Raw genomic sequence first — 17,548 nt, 5'->3', positions numbered from 1 at the left:
ACGATTATAAAATTATCCACAGCTTTTATATTGTCTAGGTTAGCGCAGAATTGTTAAAGTAAACTACACAATATATTCAAAAATAAGAATATTTTGTAACTGTAAGCATGGTCGACTTATGTAATATTGCGTAAATGTTTCGATACTTCGTGTATATTCCTGTATTTATCCTTCAACGGCCAAACCATTGAGTGGCAAATATTCGATCGGACAAGTTACGTTGTCATCAAATGTTACAATTTCAAAGTTATCATGATTAGATAGTATCTCACGTACCAGCAAATTGTTTAGAGCATGACCAGACTTATAGGCATTAAAACGACCTAAAATAGGATAACCTATCAGATATAAATCGCCCAATGCGTCTAAAATTTTATGACGGACAAACTCATCATTGAAACGCAGGCCTTCTTCGTTGAGCACGCTCATATCATCGATGACAATGGCATTGTCCATACTGCCGCCTAGCGCCAAGTTGTTTTGACGCAAAGCTTCGATATCACGTAAAAACCCAAATGTACGAGCCGAGCTGAGCTGCTCGATGAAGTTTTGGGTCGAGAACTGCAATTGGGCGTGCTGAAAGTCTTTGTCGATAGCAGGATGATCAAAGTCAATCTCAAAGTTTAATTCAAACCCCTCATAAGGGCGTAACTCCGCCCATTTATCATCGACTTTTACTCGTACAGGTCGCACAATCTTAATGAATTTTTTGGGTGCTTCTTGCTCACAAAATCCCGCCTCCAGCAGTAAGGCGACAAAAGGTGCGGCACTGCCATCCATAATCGGTATCTCTGATGCCGACACGCGAATCAATAAATTATCAATACCCAGTCCAGCAATCGCACTAAGCAAATGCTCTACCGTACCCACGCGCGTACCTCCAAAGACCAGATTGGAGGACATCATGGTATCTTGTACCAAAAAGGCACTGGCTGGAATCGGTTGGCTGCCGGCGATGTCTGAGCGCTCGAAAACAATACCTGTATCGACTGGCTGCGGATGAAACGCTAAGTCAACAGGCTGACCACTATGGAGACCAGTACCTGTAACGGCTATCGCTGTTTTTATGGTTCTTTGGTTCATGGCTGTCTTCTCACATATTTTGTTACAATTGCCATAGTGTACCATTACCCGCCCCTATTTCGCTATAGTTAAAAGTAGCTAATTTACTTATCTCCTTGATTGATAACACTTATCACTGATTTTTTGCCATTATCTATGGTCTGTTTTTTCTCTTATATCCGTGCCTGTATCTCAAAATCTGTCATACTTTTTTACACTTAAAGCAGGCTTGTAAACTACAGCAGACACAAAAAAACCAGCAATGTATGCTGGCCTTTTTGTCTATATCTTATATGACAGACAAAATCTGTATGACAAACTACTTGTTTTGCTGACGCTTTAGATAGTCTTGAATACTGTTGGTTTTGGTCTTAGGCTGCTCTTGTATGGTGTTTGTGCGAGCAGTATGGTCTTGATACATTTGAGCTTGTGACTGCTTTTGACTGTTTAACGCACTGGTATGTACGTTAGGATCAACTGGCTGAGTACTGTTTACAGACGGTACTGGCTGCTCTTTCACTTCCGGCTCTTTGCCAGCGTTTTCGTCTAAAGTAAGACCGGTTGCGATGACAGTAACATGCAAATCATCGCCCATTTTTTCATCGATCACTGAGCCGTAGAAAATATGCGCGTCATCGATGTCTGTGATTTCTTCGACGATTTCACTGATTTTGCTCATCTCATCGAGTGATAACGACTCAGAGGAGATAACGTTGACCAACAGGCCTTTGGCGTTTTCTAGGCGTAAATCATCAAGTAGTGGCGATCTGATGGCTTTTTCTGTGGCTTGACGAGCACGATCATCACCGCTGGCGCGGCCAATTCCCATCATAGCGTGACCTTTGGCTGTCATCGCAGTGCGAATATCGTTAAAGTCAATATTAATCATACCTTCGCTGGCGATGGTCTCAGCGATACCTTGAACCGCATGCAATAATACGTCATCGGCTTTTTTAAAGGCATCCTGCATTGAGATATTGCCATAGACGCTCATCAGCTTGTCGTTTGGAATGGTAATGATAGAGTCTACAAAATTGGTCAGCTGCTCGATACCTGCCTTTGCCGCTTTGATGCGTTTACCACCTTCAAATTTAAATGGCGTGGTCACCACAGCAACTGTCAACACTTCCATCTCTTTTGCGATACGAGCCACCACTGGCGCGGCACCCGTACCCGTACCACCACCCATTCCAGCGGTAATAAACACCATATCTGAATGCTCAAGCAAGCCGCGGATGGCTTCTTCTTCGCTCTCTGCTGCTTCGCGGCCTACTTCTGGGTTGGCACCAGCACCTAGCCCGCGGTTGGTCTTTGCGCCCAGCTGCAGTTTATGCGGCGCTGTCAGACGGTCAAGTGCTTGTTTATCCGTATTGGCACAGACGAAGGTTACACCTCTAATCCCTTGTTGTACCATATGTTCAACCGCATTACCGCCGCCGCCACCCACACCGAATACTGTGAAGCTTGCTTGGCCGTTATTTTGAAGCTGGTTATCATCTGGCATGGTGTATTTTAACATAAGAAAGATTCTCCAGTTGCAGATAGCGTAATGTTCGATACGTAGTAACGCACTCATGTGGCGCGCTATCGACATACTATATATAAATGTATTTAAATAAAATAGGGTAAATGGCCCAAATAGTTTGGCTAATACGACATATGTCGTATTAGCACGGTATTTACTGCTTAATCTATTGTTTGTCGGTCTCGCTCTTGCCTCACCCCTCTATAAGCCTATATCAGAGTGTCTCGACTAAAAGCATGGCCCAACAGTATCAGCGGCACTTAGCAGCGTCATAGTATCTTTTTTAAGACATTGGCAAAACGCTGGCCTGCGCTCTGAAAAACGCCCGTGACGCGGCTTTTTTTGATGGCTTCAGGCTCGCTTTTTTCACTGCGGCGAAACTGCTCACTTTGACTATATAGTAGTGTACCAAATGCCGTCTGATAAGCGCGATCATTCACTTGGATATTGAGCTGTCTAAACGCTTCGTCATTATCAAAATGATTGTGTGCGCTGATTGCAGGATGAGTATTGGTCAGCACCACCGGCATTTTTAGCAGCTTTTTGGTAAAGGGTATCATGCCTTTGATGGCCGTACCGCCGCCTGTGAGCACGATGCCTTTATCAATATAGCCGATTAGATCAGCCTCATGCAATTGACGCGCCACTTCGGTAAATATCTGTATATAGCGCGCTTCAATAATACGTGCCAGATTATAGGTGCCGATATTGATCTCGTCATTCGAGCCTTGTGGCTTAAAAAGAAAAAACGAGCTGGGATCGACGCTATCGACATCGACGGTACCATACGTTTTTTTGAGCTTTTCTGCCTCAATCATCGAGATACCAAAATCTGCTGAAATGTCCATCGTTACCTCATGGCTACCCGTGGCGATACAATGGGTAAAAATCAGCTTGTTTTCTTTATAGACACAAATACTGGTCGTACTAGCACCAATATCCACCAAGCAAACCCCTTGCTGGCGCTCATCGCTCATCAAGCTATACTCAGCACTAGTCACCGCATCAAACACAATATGATCGATGCCGACATCACAGCTTTGCAACAGTTTTTGGATATTTTGGCGACTAGAAACCGGCATCATCATCATGTGATACATCACGGTGATGTTGTGCGCCATCATCTCAATGGCATCATCGACCATAAAGTCTTGCTCATCGACATAGATACCCTGCTGGCAGCAATGCATCAGATAATAATCTGGCGACAAATCGCGGGATTTGGCATTGGATAGGGCTTGCACCATGTCTTTGGCACGGACCACTTCGTCTTCGACTCGCACCTCACCTGCACTGTTGCTACTGAGGAGCTCGGGCGTGGCAAGCGTGAGCCACACACTATGCACGCGGCAATTGGCCGTGTCTTCGGCTTCTTGAATGGCTTGTTTGATGGCGCCTTGTAGACGTTCGCGGTGTTTGATTTGCCCTTGATAAAAATCGCTGTTTTTAACTTGTCCCACGCCCAGTATGCGAATGTCTGTTGCAGAGACGACATTGCCTATCACGACATATACCGCCGTGGCGCTTAGATGGACAACAACCAGATTTTCAGTATTTTTCATGGTACCAGACAAATTATCGCTAAACAGGAGAGCAGATGACGTCTCCATTAAATCATTAAAACCATCGCTATATTCTTTGTAGTAAACAAACAACTTTTACTAAATAAACAGCATCTATCTATCGGTGCGCTATGACTAGCTGTTTATGGGGTTTGTGCATAACCGCTCATGCTTATCTTTCTGAGCCGGCTTTTATCATTTTTCACTCAGCATCACCACCGATTATGATGAGCGTGCTGGTGGCGCGCTGATATCCCAAGAGATGGTAAAGCCGTTTTTGTAACGCAAGTCCACTGACTGTATCTCATCGCGGCGATCGCTTAATTGATTGGCCAGTAATTGACTCAGATTAAGCAGTTTTTGCGCCGTATTTTCGTTATCAACAATCACTCGCAATCCATTATCGAAACGAATCAGCCACGTCATTCTGGGTGATAAGATGATGTCCTCGACCTGTATACCTAGCGGCGCATACCAGTCGTTGACTTGCTGCATCTGCTGCATGATGACTGGTGCTTGTGATATCTCACCTTGCAGCGTTGCAAACCCCTCTTGCGCCAGATCTTTGCTATCAGCAGGCACAAAAACCGCGCCTTTTGCATCGACCAGTCGCTCTGTACCAAAGTTTGCAATCGCTTGTTTGGGCAGTGCCGTCACCACGATGCCGCGTTGCCAATCGCGTGAGACACTCACTTGATCGACCCACGCCAGCCCTGTTGCGATGTCTCTGAGCGCTTGCAAATCAGAGGTAAAAAAACTACTGACTTTTTGCTGATTCATCACTTGGCTGAGCGAACGATACTGCGTCACGGTCAAGCCCTGATTGCTCACATGAATAGCAGCTGGCGGGGCATCACGCAGCGCCTTGCCGCCCATCAGTAGTATCAGTACCAACAAACCTAGTACCAAGACCATAAATAAGTATCTAACCGAAGTCGGTACTTGAAAACTAGAGGTCGGGCGACGGGTTTTATCACTCATCAAGTCAGTTGCCTCGTTGACGGTTTGAGCCATAACGACCTTTTTCCCTATATTTGCATAGATTGCTCATGCTGTTTGTTGATATTAATTTTCTCATCGATGTTGCAAACCGTTTGAGTGCAAACCGTCTAATCTAAATAGTAGGTTAGCAAATACTTGGGAGAAAACGACATTTATAGTGCGGTCATGCTCTGTTAAATGTAACATTTTTCTTACTTTATGAACGCCTTATGACAGCTGCTCATAAAAAACACAAATATCACCAAAACAACCTAATAATTACAATATTAACGTATTTTGTGGTCAAACAATAGCCTAACCCCCAAGAGTGACTATGAATTTACACAAGTTTACATGAAGCTATGACACAGCAGCGCTAGCGATACATTATCCGTTTTCAAACCCTGCTGGTTTCCGGATAAAACAGCTTTTGCTAACCTTCACTACACAGTCTGAGACAAAATATGCCAGCACAGCGCGTCAAAATCCATACCGCGTGCTTTTGCAGCCATCGGCACCAAGCTATGACTGGTCATCCCAGGTACTGTGTTGATTTCTAGCAGCCAAAAATTGCCCGCCTCGTCCTGCATGGCATCGATGCGGCCCCAGCCTTTGGCATCGACGGCACGGAACGCGGCAAGGCTCAGCTCTTGTAAGTGCTTTTCGTCGGTGGCACTTAAGCCGCAAGGGATATAGTAGCTGGTGTCGTTGCGATTGTACTTGGCTTCAAAGTCGTAAAAATTGGTGATATCGGCAGGCTCAAGGCGAATCACAGGGTAGGCCTCGTCATCGATGATCACGATGGTAAACTCACGGCCAGTAATCCAGCGCTCTGCCATGACCGCGTCGCCGCACTGCACGGCTGTTGCATAGGCGGCCGGTAGCTCGTCGAGATTGTTGACTTTGGTCATGCCAATGCTTGAACCTTCATGCACCGGTTTGATAATGAGCGGCAAACCCAGCGTATTGACCACTTGCTGCCAATCGGTGTCGGCTGTCAATAATGAGAACGGCGCGGTTGATAAGCCGCACCCTTGCCATAACTGCTTGGTGCGTACTTTATCCATACCCAGTGCCGAGGCCAAAACACCTGAGCCTGTCTGCGGAATATCGAACCATTGCAGCACGCCTTGTAGCAAGCCGTCTTCGCCGCCGCGACCATGCAAGACATTAAACACGCGATCATATTGACGCAGCTCGATGATGTCTTGGTGCTTAGGATCAAAATGGGTGACATCAACGCCTTGGTTTTGCAAAGCCTGTAATACAGCAGCCCCGCTGTCTAGTGACACACTGCGCTCATTGCTACTGCCACCATAAACAACGGCTACTTTACCAAATTCACTGGCATTTTTAACTTTAGAGGTCACCGCTTTTGATGACTGCTTTTTGGTTGATTGCTTGTTTTCCATACTGCTCTTCCCTGCTTGTGCCGCTGCTGCGATGGCTGGCTCTGGGTTGATGATAATGGTTTTATCCTCAGTGATAGGCTCATCTTGTTTTAGCGTCTCTGCCAGTCTATCTAGAGTGTCTTGCTGAGTTTGTATCGTCATGAGGATAATTCCTAAAAGTCTTTTAGCTTACTGGATATAAAGGTTGTTTGCGGCCAAGTCGATAGCAATCTGCCCAACATTACCAGCGCCTTGGGTGATTAGCATGTCATTGGCCTTCAATAAACGCTGCATAGCAGGGGCCAGATTGTCCTTATCGATAATCGTTGGCTCGACCTCACCACGCAGACGGATACTGCGTGCTAAGGATTTGGTATCAGCACCAGCAATCGGATGTTCGCCTGCAGAGTAAACCTCTAATAACAACAACTCATCGACGCTTGAGAGCACTTCGACAAACTCATCATAGCAGTCACGCGTGCGGGTATAACGGTGCGGCTGAAACAGCATCACCAAGCGGCGATCCGGAAAGCTTTGGCGCGCCGCTTTAATCGTCGCATCGACTTCTTTTGGATGATGGCCATAGTCATCAATGAGTAACACATTGCCCTCATCGACAGCCACAGCGGCGTGCTGCTCAAAGCGGCGGCCAACGCCTTCAAACTTTTGTAAAGCGCGAGTAATCGCCTCATCATCGACGCCTTCATCGGTCGCCATGGTAATAGCGGCCAGCGCATTGTAAACGTTATGGATGCCAGGGATGTTTAAGGTAAGACGCAGCGGCTCGCGGTCGCGGCGCAATACAGTGAAATGCGTCTTGGTGCCTTCACTTACCACATCGATCGCTTGCACATCATTAAAAGGCTCAAGCCCAAAGGTCAATACTGGACGGCCAATATCGTCAATCATCGCATACAGCTCAGGATCATCACCGCAAACCACGGCCAAACCATAAAACGGCATGTTTTGTAAAAACTGAATATAAGCCGCTTTGAGCTTATCAAAGCTGTTTTCGTAAGTGTCCATATGGTCTTGATCGATATTGGTCACAATCGCTGCCATCGGATGCAAGGACAAAAACGACGCATCTGACTCATCGGCCTCGGCCACCAAATAACGACTGCTACCGAGCGCGGCGTTTTTGCCAGACGCATTGAGTTTACCGCCGATGACGTAGGTTGGATCTAGCTGCGCCTCTGCCATCATTGTGGTCAATAAGCTGGTGGTGGTGGTCTTGCCATGTGCACCCGCAACCGCGATACCATGACGATAACGCATCAGCTCGCCCAACATATCAGCACGGCGCACCACAGGCAGGCGCGCTTCTAATGCTGCTTTGACCTCAGGATTGCTCCGATCAATCGCGGAGGACACAACGATGACATCGGCGTTGGCGATGTTTTTAGAGTCATGCCCAATCGATATATCGATACCTATCTTCTGTAAGCGGCGCGTCACCACAGTGTCAGCAATATCAGAGCCGCTGACCTGATAGCCTTGATTGTTCATCACCTCTGCAATACCGCACATCCCCGAGCCGCCAATACCGACAAAATGCAGATGTTGAATACGGCGCATTTCTGGTATTTCGATCAAACGCTTGGGTAGAGATTTTTCAGAGGTAGACATAAGAGATTCTCTTGGTTAAAGGCAAATAAAATAGGGTGAGTCAAAATAACTGATTAAGACAATCAGCCTCAACGCGTGTCGCTGACAACGATAGAAACTATAACGTTTGCCAAATGATATCAGCAACCTGCTTGCTGGCATGGCGATTGGCAAGCGCGTGGCCTTTTTTGGCCATCTCCAAACACGTCGCGCGATCCAGTGCCGCCAGCTCTTGGCTCAAGCGCTGCGCGGTCAGCTCAGACTGCGGCAATAAAATCGCAGCACCGTGGTCAGTTAACGTGCGGGCATTGGCGGTTTGATGGTCATCCACTGCGTGTGGCAATGGCACAAAAATCGCCGCAATACCGACGTTTTGAATCTCAGTGACCGTCAAAGCGCCGGCACGGCATACAATGACATCTGCCCAATTATAGGCGGCAGCCATGTCATCGATAAAAGGCTGTACCACAAACGTGTGCTGGCTCAAATCCTCATGATCGTAGGCCGCTTGCGTCGTTTGTTCATTACTACGGCCGCATTGATGACGCACATCAAACGGCTGATCTAATAGCGCCAAAGCCTTGGGCACATTGGTATTGAGCGCTTGTGCACCCAGCGATCCGCCTACTACTAATAGCTTGAGGGGCGTGCTGTCGTGGATATCATAACGCTCAGCAGGCTTCGTGACGCCCGTAATGGCGTTGCGCACAGGGTTGCCCACAGTCTCAAGTTTAGCATCCTGCTGGCTATTGGCAAACGTATCTTCAAACGCTTGTAGCACCTTGGTCGCCATCTTGGACAAATAGCGATTGCTCATACCAGCGATGGCGTTTTGCTCATGAATGATCAGTGGGGTTTTGGTCAAACGCGCTGCAATACCGCCAGGCGCAGTGACATAGCCTCCAAAACCCACCACCATATCGATCTGATTGCTACGAATCACTTTGATAGCCGCCATCGTCGCCGAGAGCAGGGTCACCGGCAGCTTTAAGAGACGGCCAACGCCCTTGCCACGCAGACCCTGCATATCGATTGCATGAAAGCGGTAGCCTGTCGGCTCGACCAAACGGTTTTCCATACCAGCGGGCGTGCCCAGCCAATGAATCACCGCGCCGCGTTTGCTCAGCTCTTCACTAACGGCCAGTGCCGGAAACACGTGGCCGCCTGTCCCAGCAGCCATCATTAGTATATGCGGTGTTTTCATGAACCCCTGCCTATCTTTTTTGTATTTATATGAAGCACTTATTGTCCTATCGTGGTCATGGCCCACCGTCCAAAACGAGCCGCCGAAAGCTGGCATAGTATAGTGTAAATTATGGGCTGATATATAGTACTTTATGCACAGTTCATAACAAAAATCCAAGCCATGAAAAATCACGGCTTGGGCGTTATTAGCATGTGCTTAGAGGCGCATTTTTCGGCCCCATCTTAGCACAAGGTTTTTTTCTCATTGTGCACATACTTTAGTAATAAATTACGCTATCGTTACTGCTTTGTTTAGGGCGTGTCCTCAATTCAATCGATAGCCATCTAAGTGGGCTAAAAATGGCCAAATTTTGCCAACCATCGTCAAATAGCTGGCTAATATCTCGATATTATCTGCGCTATTTTCCTTGTTTGGCGGCAATTTATCTCATTTTTATCGCTATTTTTAAAATGAGGATACGCCCTAATGAGCACGCTTGTGCTCGATTGCAATAATCAAATCTGTAGCAATATCGGTGCCACACTGGTCATCAATCTCGCGTACACAAGTCGGACTGGTAACGTTAATCTCTGTGATACGGCCGCCGATCAAATCAAGCCCGACAAACATAAGACCTTTTTCTTTGACAATGGGCGCGACGACCTCTGCCACTTGACGCTCTATATCGGTGAGCGGCATCGCCACCCCACTACCACCGGCCGCAAGATTGCCACGCGTTTCGCCTTTGACTGGAATACGTGCCAAGCTATAATCGACCACCACTCCATCGACGATGAGCACACGCTTATCGCCCTCGGCGATCTCAGGTAAGTAGCGCTGCGCCATGATCGGCAAGGTCTCAAGCTCGGTCAAAACCTCTAACGTCACCCCGATATTTGGGCTGTCAGCGGTCAGGCGAAAAATACCGGTGCCGCCCATGCCGTCTAAGGGTTTGACGATGACGTCTTGTTGCTCGGCGATAAACTGGCGAATGTGTGCCTGTTTGCTGGTCACAATCGTCGGACTCATATAGTCGCTAAACCAAGTGGCAAACAGCTTTTCATTACAGTCGCGAATCGCTTGTGGGTCATTGACCACCAATACGCCTGCTGCCTTGGCATGATCCAGCATATAGGTGGCATAAATGAAGCGCATGTCAAACGGTGGATCTTTACGCATCAAAACCACATCATAATCAATGATCGCGCCTGTGGCCTTGTCGCCCAAGCTATAAAAATCTGCCGGATCTCGTTTGACGGTCACAGGCTGGGTGTCGGCCATCAACTGACCGCGATCCAGCCACAGATCATGAATCTGACAATAGCCAAGCGTATGACCACGGTCTTGAGCCGCCCACATCATCGCCAAGCTGGTGTCCTTTTTATAATTGACCTGCTCGATAGGGTCCATGATGACCAGTATGTGTAAGGATTTTTTTTGATTTTCTTGGCTCATAATAAGACTCATTTATATTAGATGATTTCGGCGTGCTGATATATAACTGATATATAGCCGATATGTACACTAGCAATCACAGAGCAGCAGCCACTATAACGATAATGACCAACTATACACCGTACTGGGCGCGGTAATGCTGCATTTTTGCAAGTTGGGTGGCATCTTTGTACTGGCCGTTTGCCGCTGCCAAATAGCTGATCAGATCGTCGATATCGACCAATGCTCTTACTGGTACGTTTAGCGTCGCGGCCAGCTCTTGGATAGCAGAGTGCTCACCTTGGCCTTTTTCTTTTCGATCAAGCGCCACGATAATACCTGCCACGCTGGCGCCCGCTTGCTCGAGTATCTCGACCACTTCACGCATCGCTGTGCCAGCCGTAATCACATCATCGAGCACCCAGACCGCCTTACCGCTGACATCTGCACCCACCAAGTTACCGCCCTCGCCATGTGTTTTGGCTTCTTTGCGGTTATAGCCCCATTTGGCGTTGATACCGTGATGCTGCCACAACGCTTGCGCGGTGGCAGCAACAAAGGGAATGCCTTTATAAGCCGCACCAAAGATGACCAGCTCTTGCATGTCCGCCTCGTCACTTTTGGTCATTTGTGCCGCCAAAGCATCTGCATAGCCGCGTGCCAGCAGAGACAACATCTTACCTGTCGCCAGCAAGCCTGCATTAAAAAAATAGGGGCTGATACGACCAGACTTTAGGACAAACTCGCCAAACTTAAGCACTTGGTTATCAAGCGCCAGCTGAATAAATTGATGAGAAGAAAAAGAGGCGGTTTGAGCGTCAGCAGTTGCGGCATTGAGCATGAAATATTCCTATTAGCAAAAAAAAAAGGCAAAAAAGTGGCGTTATTGTACGCATTATTGATCAGCTTGACCAACCATTGATGGCATAATCCTGCATATTGGGATAACGCATCAATAAGCCATTACGCGATGAGAGGTTAAAGTAACAGTGACCGTCATGGCTGACTTGTATGTCCCAGCCCAAATAGTAGGCGGCGACCACGATATGCCCTGCAAACACTCGAATTTGCCGATAAACATGGCGCTGCGCAGGCTCACAGATCACCTGACTGAGCAAATAGCTGCGTACGTACTGGCACACTTGCGCCGCACTATAGCGGTGATTGATGCTTTTACGCGTCTGGCACTGCTTTAGCGCATGAACCGCCGCGCTGCACGCCATGATGTCAGTGGCCAAGCTACCTTCACCCGTTTCAAACTGCTGCGGCTGCAAGATCACCTGCCAGTCATCAGCATAGGCATCGCTTAGTAACTCGTCAGGATTATAGCGTTTGATAAGGGCGTACAGGGAGGCGGTTGGTCTTCTCAGGCGAGCCTGCGCTTGTTTGGTGAGTTTTTACCGAGCGATCAGTAGGCGCAAAACCATAACGATGAAGCGCTGGATACGCGCGCATGGCCTGATGGATATCGGCCATATCCAACAATATCATGTCACCGAGCGGCGATAGTAGCGGCTGTTCGCTGTGGTTTTGATAAAAGCTGTCAGGCAACTCGACAAGCTTTGCTGCCTGTAATAGCGCCAAATGCTCAGCCAACGCCTCAGAGGCAATCAGCGCCCATTTCGATAAACTGCTTGTACAAGGCTGATAAAACCGTTTAGAGTTGCCGTAAAGCCGGCGCAGCTGACCGTTTAGCCGCCGCGCTGGCTCTGGAATATCACTCAGCGGCCGTGCAGGATCGAGCGGCGCTTGGCTTGGATCAAAATTAGGGTGCACGATGGCAGGCTGCTGACTATCAGGCAACGTAGAGGAGCGCTCAGCATTGCCTTCTGCCAGCATGTCGCTTGCTGCGTGCTTTGCAGTAGATAAGCGGCTCTCAGAAGTAGAAGGCTGGGTCATGAAATCTCCATCAATAATAAAAAACGATAAGCGCGAAATAAGTACCGGCTGTGCTGTATCGGTTTTAGAATAACTGAACGATAGGGTTGACGATAGATGGCTATTTTACGCTTGATGGCGCAAAATATCACGGTAACCTACTTGCCAGTCAGGATAGTCAAGCCACGCTAATGGTATATTGCTGTGCAGACGCTTGCCCGTGACAGCGGTTTTTTCGTCCGCTATCGCTGGCGGTGCTTCTCCCACTTGCGCACTGAGCCAAACACCAAGCTCCAAGGTGGTGACTGGCGCATAATCCGTCGCAATATAAAGCGGCTTTGGCGCAGCAATGGTCAAGACATTGACGATGATATTGACCAAATCGCTATCCATAATACGATTGCTCCAGTGGGCAGCGGCGACGGGCTTTTTTTGCGGATCGCGGGCTTGACGCAGGCGCATCAGACGCTCGCGCCCATAGATACCACTAGGGCGAATAACAATGGCGCGATCACCAAAGCCTTGCTGCAGTACCCTTTCTGCTTGCAAGATAATTTGCGAGGCTTCGCGCTCAGGCAGGGTCGGCACCGTCTCTTCGTCTATCCACTCGCCGCCATCCTGCCCATAAACGCCCGTTGACGAAATAAACACAACGCGCGTCAGATGTGGTAGTTGCTCGGCCAGCGCGGCTACATGCTGAGCAATCGCCAAATAGCTATTTTGATAACCGCTGGCTGAATAGTCATCCGGCGTGACGATAATCGCCAGATGGGTAAAGTCTTGTAGCTCATCAGCGCGCAAGCGCAAGGCATCTGCTTGCATAAAGCTTGCTTGATCATTTAAATCATAGTGCTCGCGGCTGCGGCGAGCAAGACCGGTGACTGACAAACCGTCCTGCGCCAGTTTATTGGCCACGGGCAGTCCGATGTCGCCTTGTCCGATAATCAGTAGGTGCATACTCATTTTATATCCTTAAAAATAGCGTCGGTATGACAGCTGTATATCGTCATTGGCATCGATACGCTCCTGCCACTCATAGCTGGCATTGATGCGCACTGCTTGATTTTTATCGATATCGTACTGTAGGCCGACGCTTGAGATTGGCTGCCAATAATGACTGCGAGCGTCTGGGTCGCCACTGCTGCCATGATACCAATATGGCAATTGTAATTGGGCCTGCGCGCGTAACTGATTGTTAATCTGATAGTCACAGCCTGTATTGACCCCAGCACCGATACGAAAGCCTTTATGGATGCCGCGCCCTGCTTGCCCCTTCCCTGACAATAGGGCGTAGCATAGCTGCTGCGGCATCTCACCGCTGCCAGCTTTTGGGCTGCCGAGCGCCCACGACCAGCCCGTCTCATAGCCGGCGCTACCGACCAAGTGATCACGCCCTGATGGTTGCGAGCCATCATTTACGCGGGTCGCCTCGACACTGACGCCCCAGCTTTTGCCTTGCTTGGCGGTATTGACAGGATTAAAAGAGCGACCTCGTAGTATTGTAAAATTCTCTAACACCACACGATCTGGCTCATAAAAACGCACGGTCGCAGCCAGTGCCTCTAGATTAAAAAACTGCGGAAATCCTAAAGCGCGATCCAAGGTATCATGGAATCCCAAACGCAACCCCACATCAAGGTAGCCATTATCACCACGCTGACCTGCGCCAATCTGAGCCACTTGTAATGGATGTCTATCGATTGGGTTGTTGTCCGAGGCAATAATACCATGATCTATGATGGTCTTTTTATCGCCAGCTGAGATACTCGATGCCACATTGCGCGCGGCTGATTGAATATTACTCGCGTCATCATTGGTGAGGTTTTGATAGCCCAGTGCGGCCGCCTTGGCATTATTTAGCTCAGCTTGACGCACGGTACTGTCAGATGGGGTATGGCTGGCATCTGCCAATAAAGACTCCTCATCAAGCAGCTTGACCACATCGGAGGGAATGACCACATAAGGCAGCTGGCTGAGCAAATCCTGCTCGGGGCGCACCACATCGATCAGACGCAGAATCTCAGAGGCGCAGTTATCCGTGGTAAAATAATAAGGAATGTCTAAATCCTTAGTTTCCCACACATGCAGGATGATTTGCTGCACCTCTGCGGGTGTCAAATCCAACTGATACGTCCACGCGTCACGCTCATCGTCTTTAAGATATTTGGCCAGCTTTTCGGGATAAGGGTCGATCTCAATTCTATTATTATAACCGCCGCTGGTAGCTTTAATGGCATAAACAGCGAATGCATCGTCAGGGTCGCCATCGACGGTGTCATTGAGGGCGTAAGCATGGTGAATCTGACTGGGGTCAGCAGCGCTGATCGGTGAGTTGATACGTAGCAGGGTATGGGCGAACGCGGAGATTGGATTGTCCAAGTACTCCTCAGCAAACATAATAGATAGCTGCTCGGGGTTTAGCATCGCCATCCACTCTGTCAGCTCAGGGCAGTCCGCTTGCAAGCTTGAGCTATCAATGCCTAGCCTCTGAGTGAGCCAGTGTGTGCGCGCAGGAAACCGGCAAATAGCGGACTGTGCATCGCTGCTGGGTTTGGACTCAGGCGGTGCGACCATCTGCTCGGCCAAGGCCACTAGCAGCGCATCCAGCTCAGCGCCAGCGTCGTGCTGGCCGTCAGTGCTGAGAAAAAACGCAGGACTATCAATAAGGCTTTTGGACGCGTCTTTATTAAAGAGTGATTTTTTATCATCCAAAAAATACAACAATCGCCGCCAAGTGGTATGCTCAGCCAGACTGTGCGCTTGCACCTGCTGACGCCAGGTGGCTAATAATTGCTCGGCTTCGCTATTTTGACTAGGCAAGGTGCCATCAGTCTGCGGCGTTAGGCTCTGGCTAATATCAGCCGTGATGGTTGGCGCAGCCGCCAGCTCACCTGTCATCACCAAAGACGCAGGCATCGGCAACACAGCCTGCACTTGCGCTGAGAGTAGCAGCGCTGCCACTGCAAAAGGCAAACGTGCACGCACGCAGCACGCTCGCAGGCGAGTAGCGCTTGAGGTACAATTTACAGCAAAAATCGGATTTGTAGACATGAGGAAACTCTCGCCCGTTATCATATGAATCATATGAGTGAATATAAACCTAAATATGCTAACCACCACCATCGATGCCATACATCTAACATCTGCGCTCAACCTATTTATAACGAAAACGACAATATAAAGAGAACATTATGCCCAGCTCAACCATTCCATCATCCATGACTATCGATGATGGCCTACTATCGGCCGCCACTTGGCTTGCATCACCCAATTTTAATAAGCGACCTGAGCACACTACGATTGATACCATTGTCATTCACAATATCAGTCTACCGCCCAACGAGTTTGGCGCATGCGGCTCTGATGGTGTGCATTATGTCAAAGCACTATTTACCAATCAGTTGGACTGGGACGCCCATCCGTATTTTCAGACGATCAAAGGTGCTGAAGTGTCAGCGCACCTGTTCATAGAACGTGATGGCGCAATTACGCAATTTGTCAACTTCAATGAGCGCGCGTGGCATGCTGGCAGATCCAGCTACCTTGGGCGACCTGAGTGTAATGATTATAGCATCGGCATCGAGCTTGAAGGGTCTGATTTTGTGTCCTTTACCGCCGCGCAATACCACACGCTTGCAGCCGTCGTCGCGGCTATATATAGCGCCTACCCCAACACCCGCCGTCACCTCACTGGACACAGCGACATCGCCCCTGGACGCAAGACCGATCCAGGCGAGTTTTTTGAATGGGCGCGGCTGCGTGAGCTTATTGCTCACCAAATGGCAGGATAGCTGGTGGTGACTGGCTGGTAGCATTTCCACAGTCGTTCCATTTATCTCGATAACGAAAGTGCTATAATCTGTCAGTTTTTTGACACCTACCACTCAGTAACTTCTTATCAGCAACCCCTGATCAGTAAACAACATAGCAAAACAGGTTCTTATGGCAAAAAGTCGGTTATTTCGCTCTACGATGGTCGTCAGTAGCATGACCATGCTGTCTCGTATTTTAGGCTTGGTACGTGATGTGGTGTTATTGGGCGTGTTTGGCGCAGGTGGCCTGATGGATGCCTTTTTGGTCGCTTTTAAGATTCCAAACTTTTTGCGGCGTCTGTTTGCCGAAGGCGCTTTTAGCCAAGCATTCGTCCCTGTGCTGTCTGAGTATAAAGAAAAATATAGCCTACAGCAGGTGCAAATTTTGGTCAGTCGTACCTCAGGGGCACTGCTACTAGTGCTGTCCATGCTGACGGTGCTGGTGATTTTAATTGCGCCGTGGGTGGTGACACTGTTTGCCCCAGGGTTTGCTGAACAACCCGACAAATTTGCCATCACCGCTGAGCTGCTGCGCCTGACTTTTCCGTATTTGCTGTTTATCTCTATGACCGCCTTTGCCAGCGGTATCCTACAAAGCTATGGCCGCTTTGCCGCACCAGCCTTCGCCCCCGTGTTATTAAACTTATGCATGATTGGTGGCGCGCTGATTTTCGCGCCGATGTTTGATACACCGATCATGGCGCTCGGCTATGCAGTGGCTATCGCAGGATTGCTACAGTTTTTGATACAGCTGCCGCAGCTTTGGCAACAAAAGCTGCTGGTCGCGCCCAAGGTTGACTTCAAACATGAAGGCGTCAGACGTATTCTAAAGCTGATGCTACCTGCTATCTTTGGTGTCTCGGTCACCCAGATTAATCTGCTGCTCAATACCGTCTTTGCCTCATTGATGATAGGCGGCTCAGTCTCTTGGCTCTATGCAGCCGAGCGCATGAGTGAGCTACCGCTTGGGCTCATCGGGGTGGCGATTGGGACGGTTATTTTGCCCAGCTTATCAAAGAGCGAAGCGCAAAAAGACGATGTCAGCTTTAAAAAGACCATCGACTGGGCGGCTCGTCTGATTATTTTGGTGGGCGTGCCAGCGTCGGCGG

General features: G+C 48.8%; 15 protein-coding genes. 2 read left to right on the top strand and 13 right to left on the bottom strand.

Annotation, left to right across the window (positions count from 1 at the left end; all coding sequences use genetic code 11):
• Positions 1-165 precede the first annotated feature (165 nt).
• The 13 genes from lpxC to NK638_RS08495 form a co-directional block, all read right to left on the bottom strand.
• Positions 166-1,083: a UDP-3-O-acyl-N-acetylglucosamine deacetylase gene (gene lpxC / locus NK638_RS08555; protein WP_075100744.1), complete on the bottom strand. Its 918-nt coding sequence runs from the start codon at positions 1,081-1,083 to the stop codon at positions 166-168.
• A gap of 298 nt (positions 1,084-1,381) precedes the next feature.
• On the bottom strand, positions 1,382-2,581 hold the full coding sequence (gene ftsZ / locus NK638_RS08550; RefSeq protein ID WP_192996105.1) for a cell division protein FtsZ: 1,200 nt from the start codon (positions 2,579-2,581) through the stop codon (positions 1,382-1,384).
• A gap of 275 nt (positions 2,582-2,856) precedes the next feature.
• Positions 2,857-4,149, bottom strand: a complete 1,293-nt coding sequence (gene ftsA, locus NK638_RS08545) for a cell division protein FtsA (protein ID WP_199774450.1) — start codon at positions 4,147-4,149, stop codon at positions 2,857-2,859.
• 222 nt (positions 4,150-4,371) lie between these two features.
• Positions 4,372-5,163, bottom strand: coding sequence for a cell division protein FtsQ/DivIB (locus NK638_RS08540; RefSeq protein WP_075100450.1), 792 nt, complete (start codon positions 5,161-5,163; stop codon positions 4,372-4,374).
• 410 nt (positions 5,164-5,573) lie between these two features.
• Positions 5,574-6,542 carry a D-alanine--D-alanine ligase gene (locus NK638_RS08535; RefSeq protein ID WP_274632672.1) on the bottom strand — a complete coding sequence of 323 codons (969 nt, stop codon included), beginning with the start codon at positions 6,540-6,542 and terminating at the stop codon, positions 5,574-5,576.
• A 168-nt stretch (positions 6,543-6,710) separates the two neighbouring features.
• Positions 6,711-8,150, bottom strand: coding sequence for a UDP-N-acetylmuramate--L-alanine ligase (gene murC, locus NK638_RS08530; RefSeq protein ID WP_274632671.1), 1,440 nt, complete (start codon positions 8,148-8,150; stop codon positions 6,711-6,713).
• Between the two features lie 97 nt (positions 8,151-8,247).
• Positions 8,248-9,333 (bottom strand): undecaprenyldiphospho-muramoylpentapeptide beta-N-acetylglucosaminyltransferase, encoded by a 1,086-nt coding sequence (gene murG / locus NK638_RS08525; RefSeq protein WP_274632670.1) that lies wholly within the window; start codon positions 9,331-9,333, stop codon positions 8,248-8,250.
• A 465-nt stretch (positions 9,334-9,798) separates the two neighbouring features.
• Positions 9,799-10,770, bottom strand: coding sequence for a glutathione synthase (gene gshB, locus NK638_RS08520; RefSeq protein ID WP_274632669.1), 972 nt, complete (start codon positions 10,768-10,770; stop codon positions 9,799-9,801).
• A gap of 112 nt (positions 10,771-10,882) precedes the next feature.
• Complete coding sequence (gene pyrE, locus NK638_RS08515) at positions 10,883-11,590, bottom strand: orotate phosphoribosyltransferase (RefSeq protein WP_274632668.1); 708 nt, start codon at positions 11,588-11,590, stop codon at positions 10,883-10,885.
• A gap of 61 nt (positions 11,591-11,651) precedes the next feature.
• Entirely contained in the window at positions 11,652-12,029 is a 378-nt protein-coding gene (locus NK638_RS08510; RefSeq protein WP_274632667.1) for a hypothetical protein, read from the bottom strand.
• A 43-nt stretch (positions 12,030-12,072) separates the two neighbouring features.
• Positions 12,073-12,648, bottom strand: a complete 576-nt coding sequence (locus tag NK638_RS08505; protein ID WP_274632666.1) for a hypothetical protein — start codon at positions 12,646-12,648, stop codon at positions 12,073-12,075.
• Positions 12,649-12,753: 105 nt separating this feature from the next.
• Positions 12,754-13,590: an SDR family oxidoreductase gene (locus NK638_RS08500; protein WP_274632665.1), complete on the bottom strand. Its 837-nt coding sequence runs from the start codon at positions 13,588-13,590 to the stop codon at positions 12,754-12,756.
• A 9-nt stretch (positions 13,591-13,599) separates the two neighbouring features.
• The gene (locus NK638_RS08495; protein WP_274632664.1) at positions 13,600-15,678 is read right to left on the bottom strand and encodes an Lnb N-terminal periplasmic domain-containing protein; all 2,079 of its coding nucleotides are present in this window, start codon (positions 15,676-15,678) and stop codon (positions 13,600-13,602) included.
• 140 nt (positions 15,679-15,818) lie between these two features.
• On the opposite strand from NK638_RS08495, the gene ampD reads away from it, so the two are divergent.
• Together ampD and murJ are read left to right on the top strand one after the other, a co-directional pair.
• Positions 15,819-16,418, top strand: a complete 600-nt coding sequence (ampD, locus tag NK638_RS08490) for a 1,6-anhydro-N-acetylmuramyl-L-alanine amidase AmpD (protein ID WP_274632663.1) — start codon at positions 15,819-15,821, stop codon at positions 16,416-16,418.
• Between the two features lie 151 nt (positions 16,419-16,569).
• On the top strand, positions 16,570-17,548 hold a 979-nt coding region (gene murJ / locus NK638_RS08485), incomplete at its 3' end, for a murein biosynthesis integral membrane protein MurJ (RefSeq protein WP_274632662.1).

The organism is Psychrobacter sp. A3 (assembly GCF_028823565.1).
Lineage (GTDB): Bacteria > Pseudomonadota > Gammaproteobacteria > Pseudomonadales > Moraxellaceae > Psychrobacter > Psychrobacter celer.
Note: the sequence above shows the minus strand (reverse complement) of the source record. Positions and strands in the feature narration are given on the sequence as shown.

Excerpts from the sequence above, each read along its gene's own strand:
- gshB (WP_274632669.1), bottom strand. The coding sequence starts at position 10,770 with ATGAGCCAAGAAAATCAAAAAAAATCCTTACACATACTGGTCATCATG.
- ftsZ (WP_192996105.1), bottom strand. The coding sequence starts at position 2,581 with ATGTTAAAATACACCATGCCAGATGATAACCAGCTTCAAAATAACGGC.
- lpxC (WP_075100744.1), bottom strand. The coding sequence starts at position 1,083 with ATGAACCAAAGAACCATAAAAACAGCGATAGCCGTTACAGGTACTGGT.
- NK638_RS08540 (WP_075100450.1), bottom strand. The coding sequence starts at position 5,163 with ATGGCTCAAACCGTCAACGAGGCAACTGACTTGATGAGTGATAAAACC.
- ampD (WP_274632663.1), top strand. The coding sequence starts at position 15,819 with ATGCCCAGCTCAACCATTCCATCATCCATGACTATCGATGATGGCCTA.
- ftsA (WP_199774450.1), bottom strand. The coding sequence starts at position 4,149 with ATGAAAAATACTGAAAATCTGGTTGTTGTCCATCTAAGCGCCACGGCG.
- murG (WP_274632670.1), bottom strand. The coding sequence starts at position 9,333 with ATGAAAACACCGCATATACTAATGATGGCTGCTGGGACAGGCGGCCAC.
- NK638_RS08500 (WP_274632665.1), bottom strand. The coding sequence starts at position 13,590 with ATGAGTATGCACCTACTGATTATCGGACAAGGCGACATCGGACTGCCC.
- NK638_RS08495 (WP_274632664.1), bottom strand. The coding sequence starts at position 15,678 with ATGTCTACAAATCCGATTTTTGCTGTAAATTGTACCTCAAGCGCTACT.
- NK638_RS08505 (WP_274632666.1), bottom strand. The coding sequence starts at position 12,648 with ATGACCCAGCCTTCTACTTCTGAGAGCCGCTTATCTACTGCAAAGCAC.
- murC (WP_274632671.1), bottom strand. The coding sequence starts at position 8,150 with ATGTCTACCTCTGAAAAATCTCTACCCAAGCGTTTGATCGAAATACCA.
- NK638_RS08535 (WP_274632672.1), bottom strand. The coding sequence starts at position 6,542 with ATGGAAAACAAGCAATCAACCAAAAAGCAGTCATCAAAAGCGGTGACC.
- pyrE (WP_274632668.1), bottom strand. The coding sequence starts at position 11,590 with ATGCTCAATGCCGCAACTGCTGACGCTCAAACCGCCTCTTTTTCTTCT.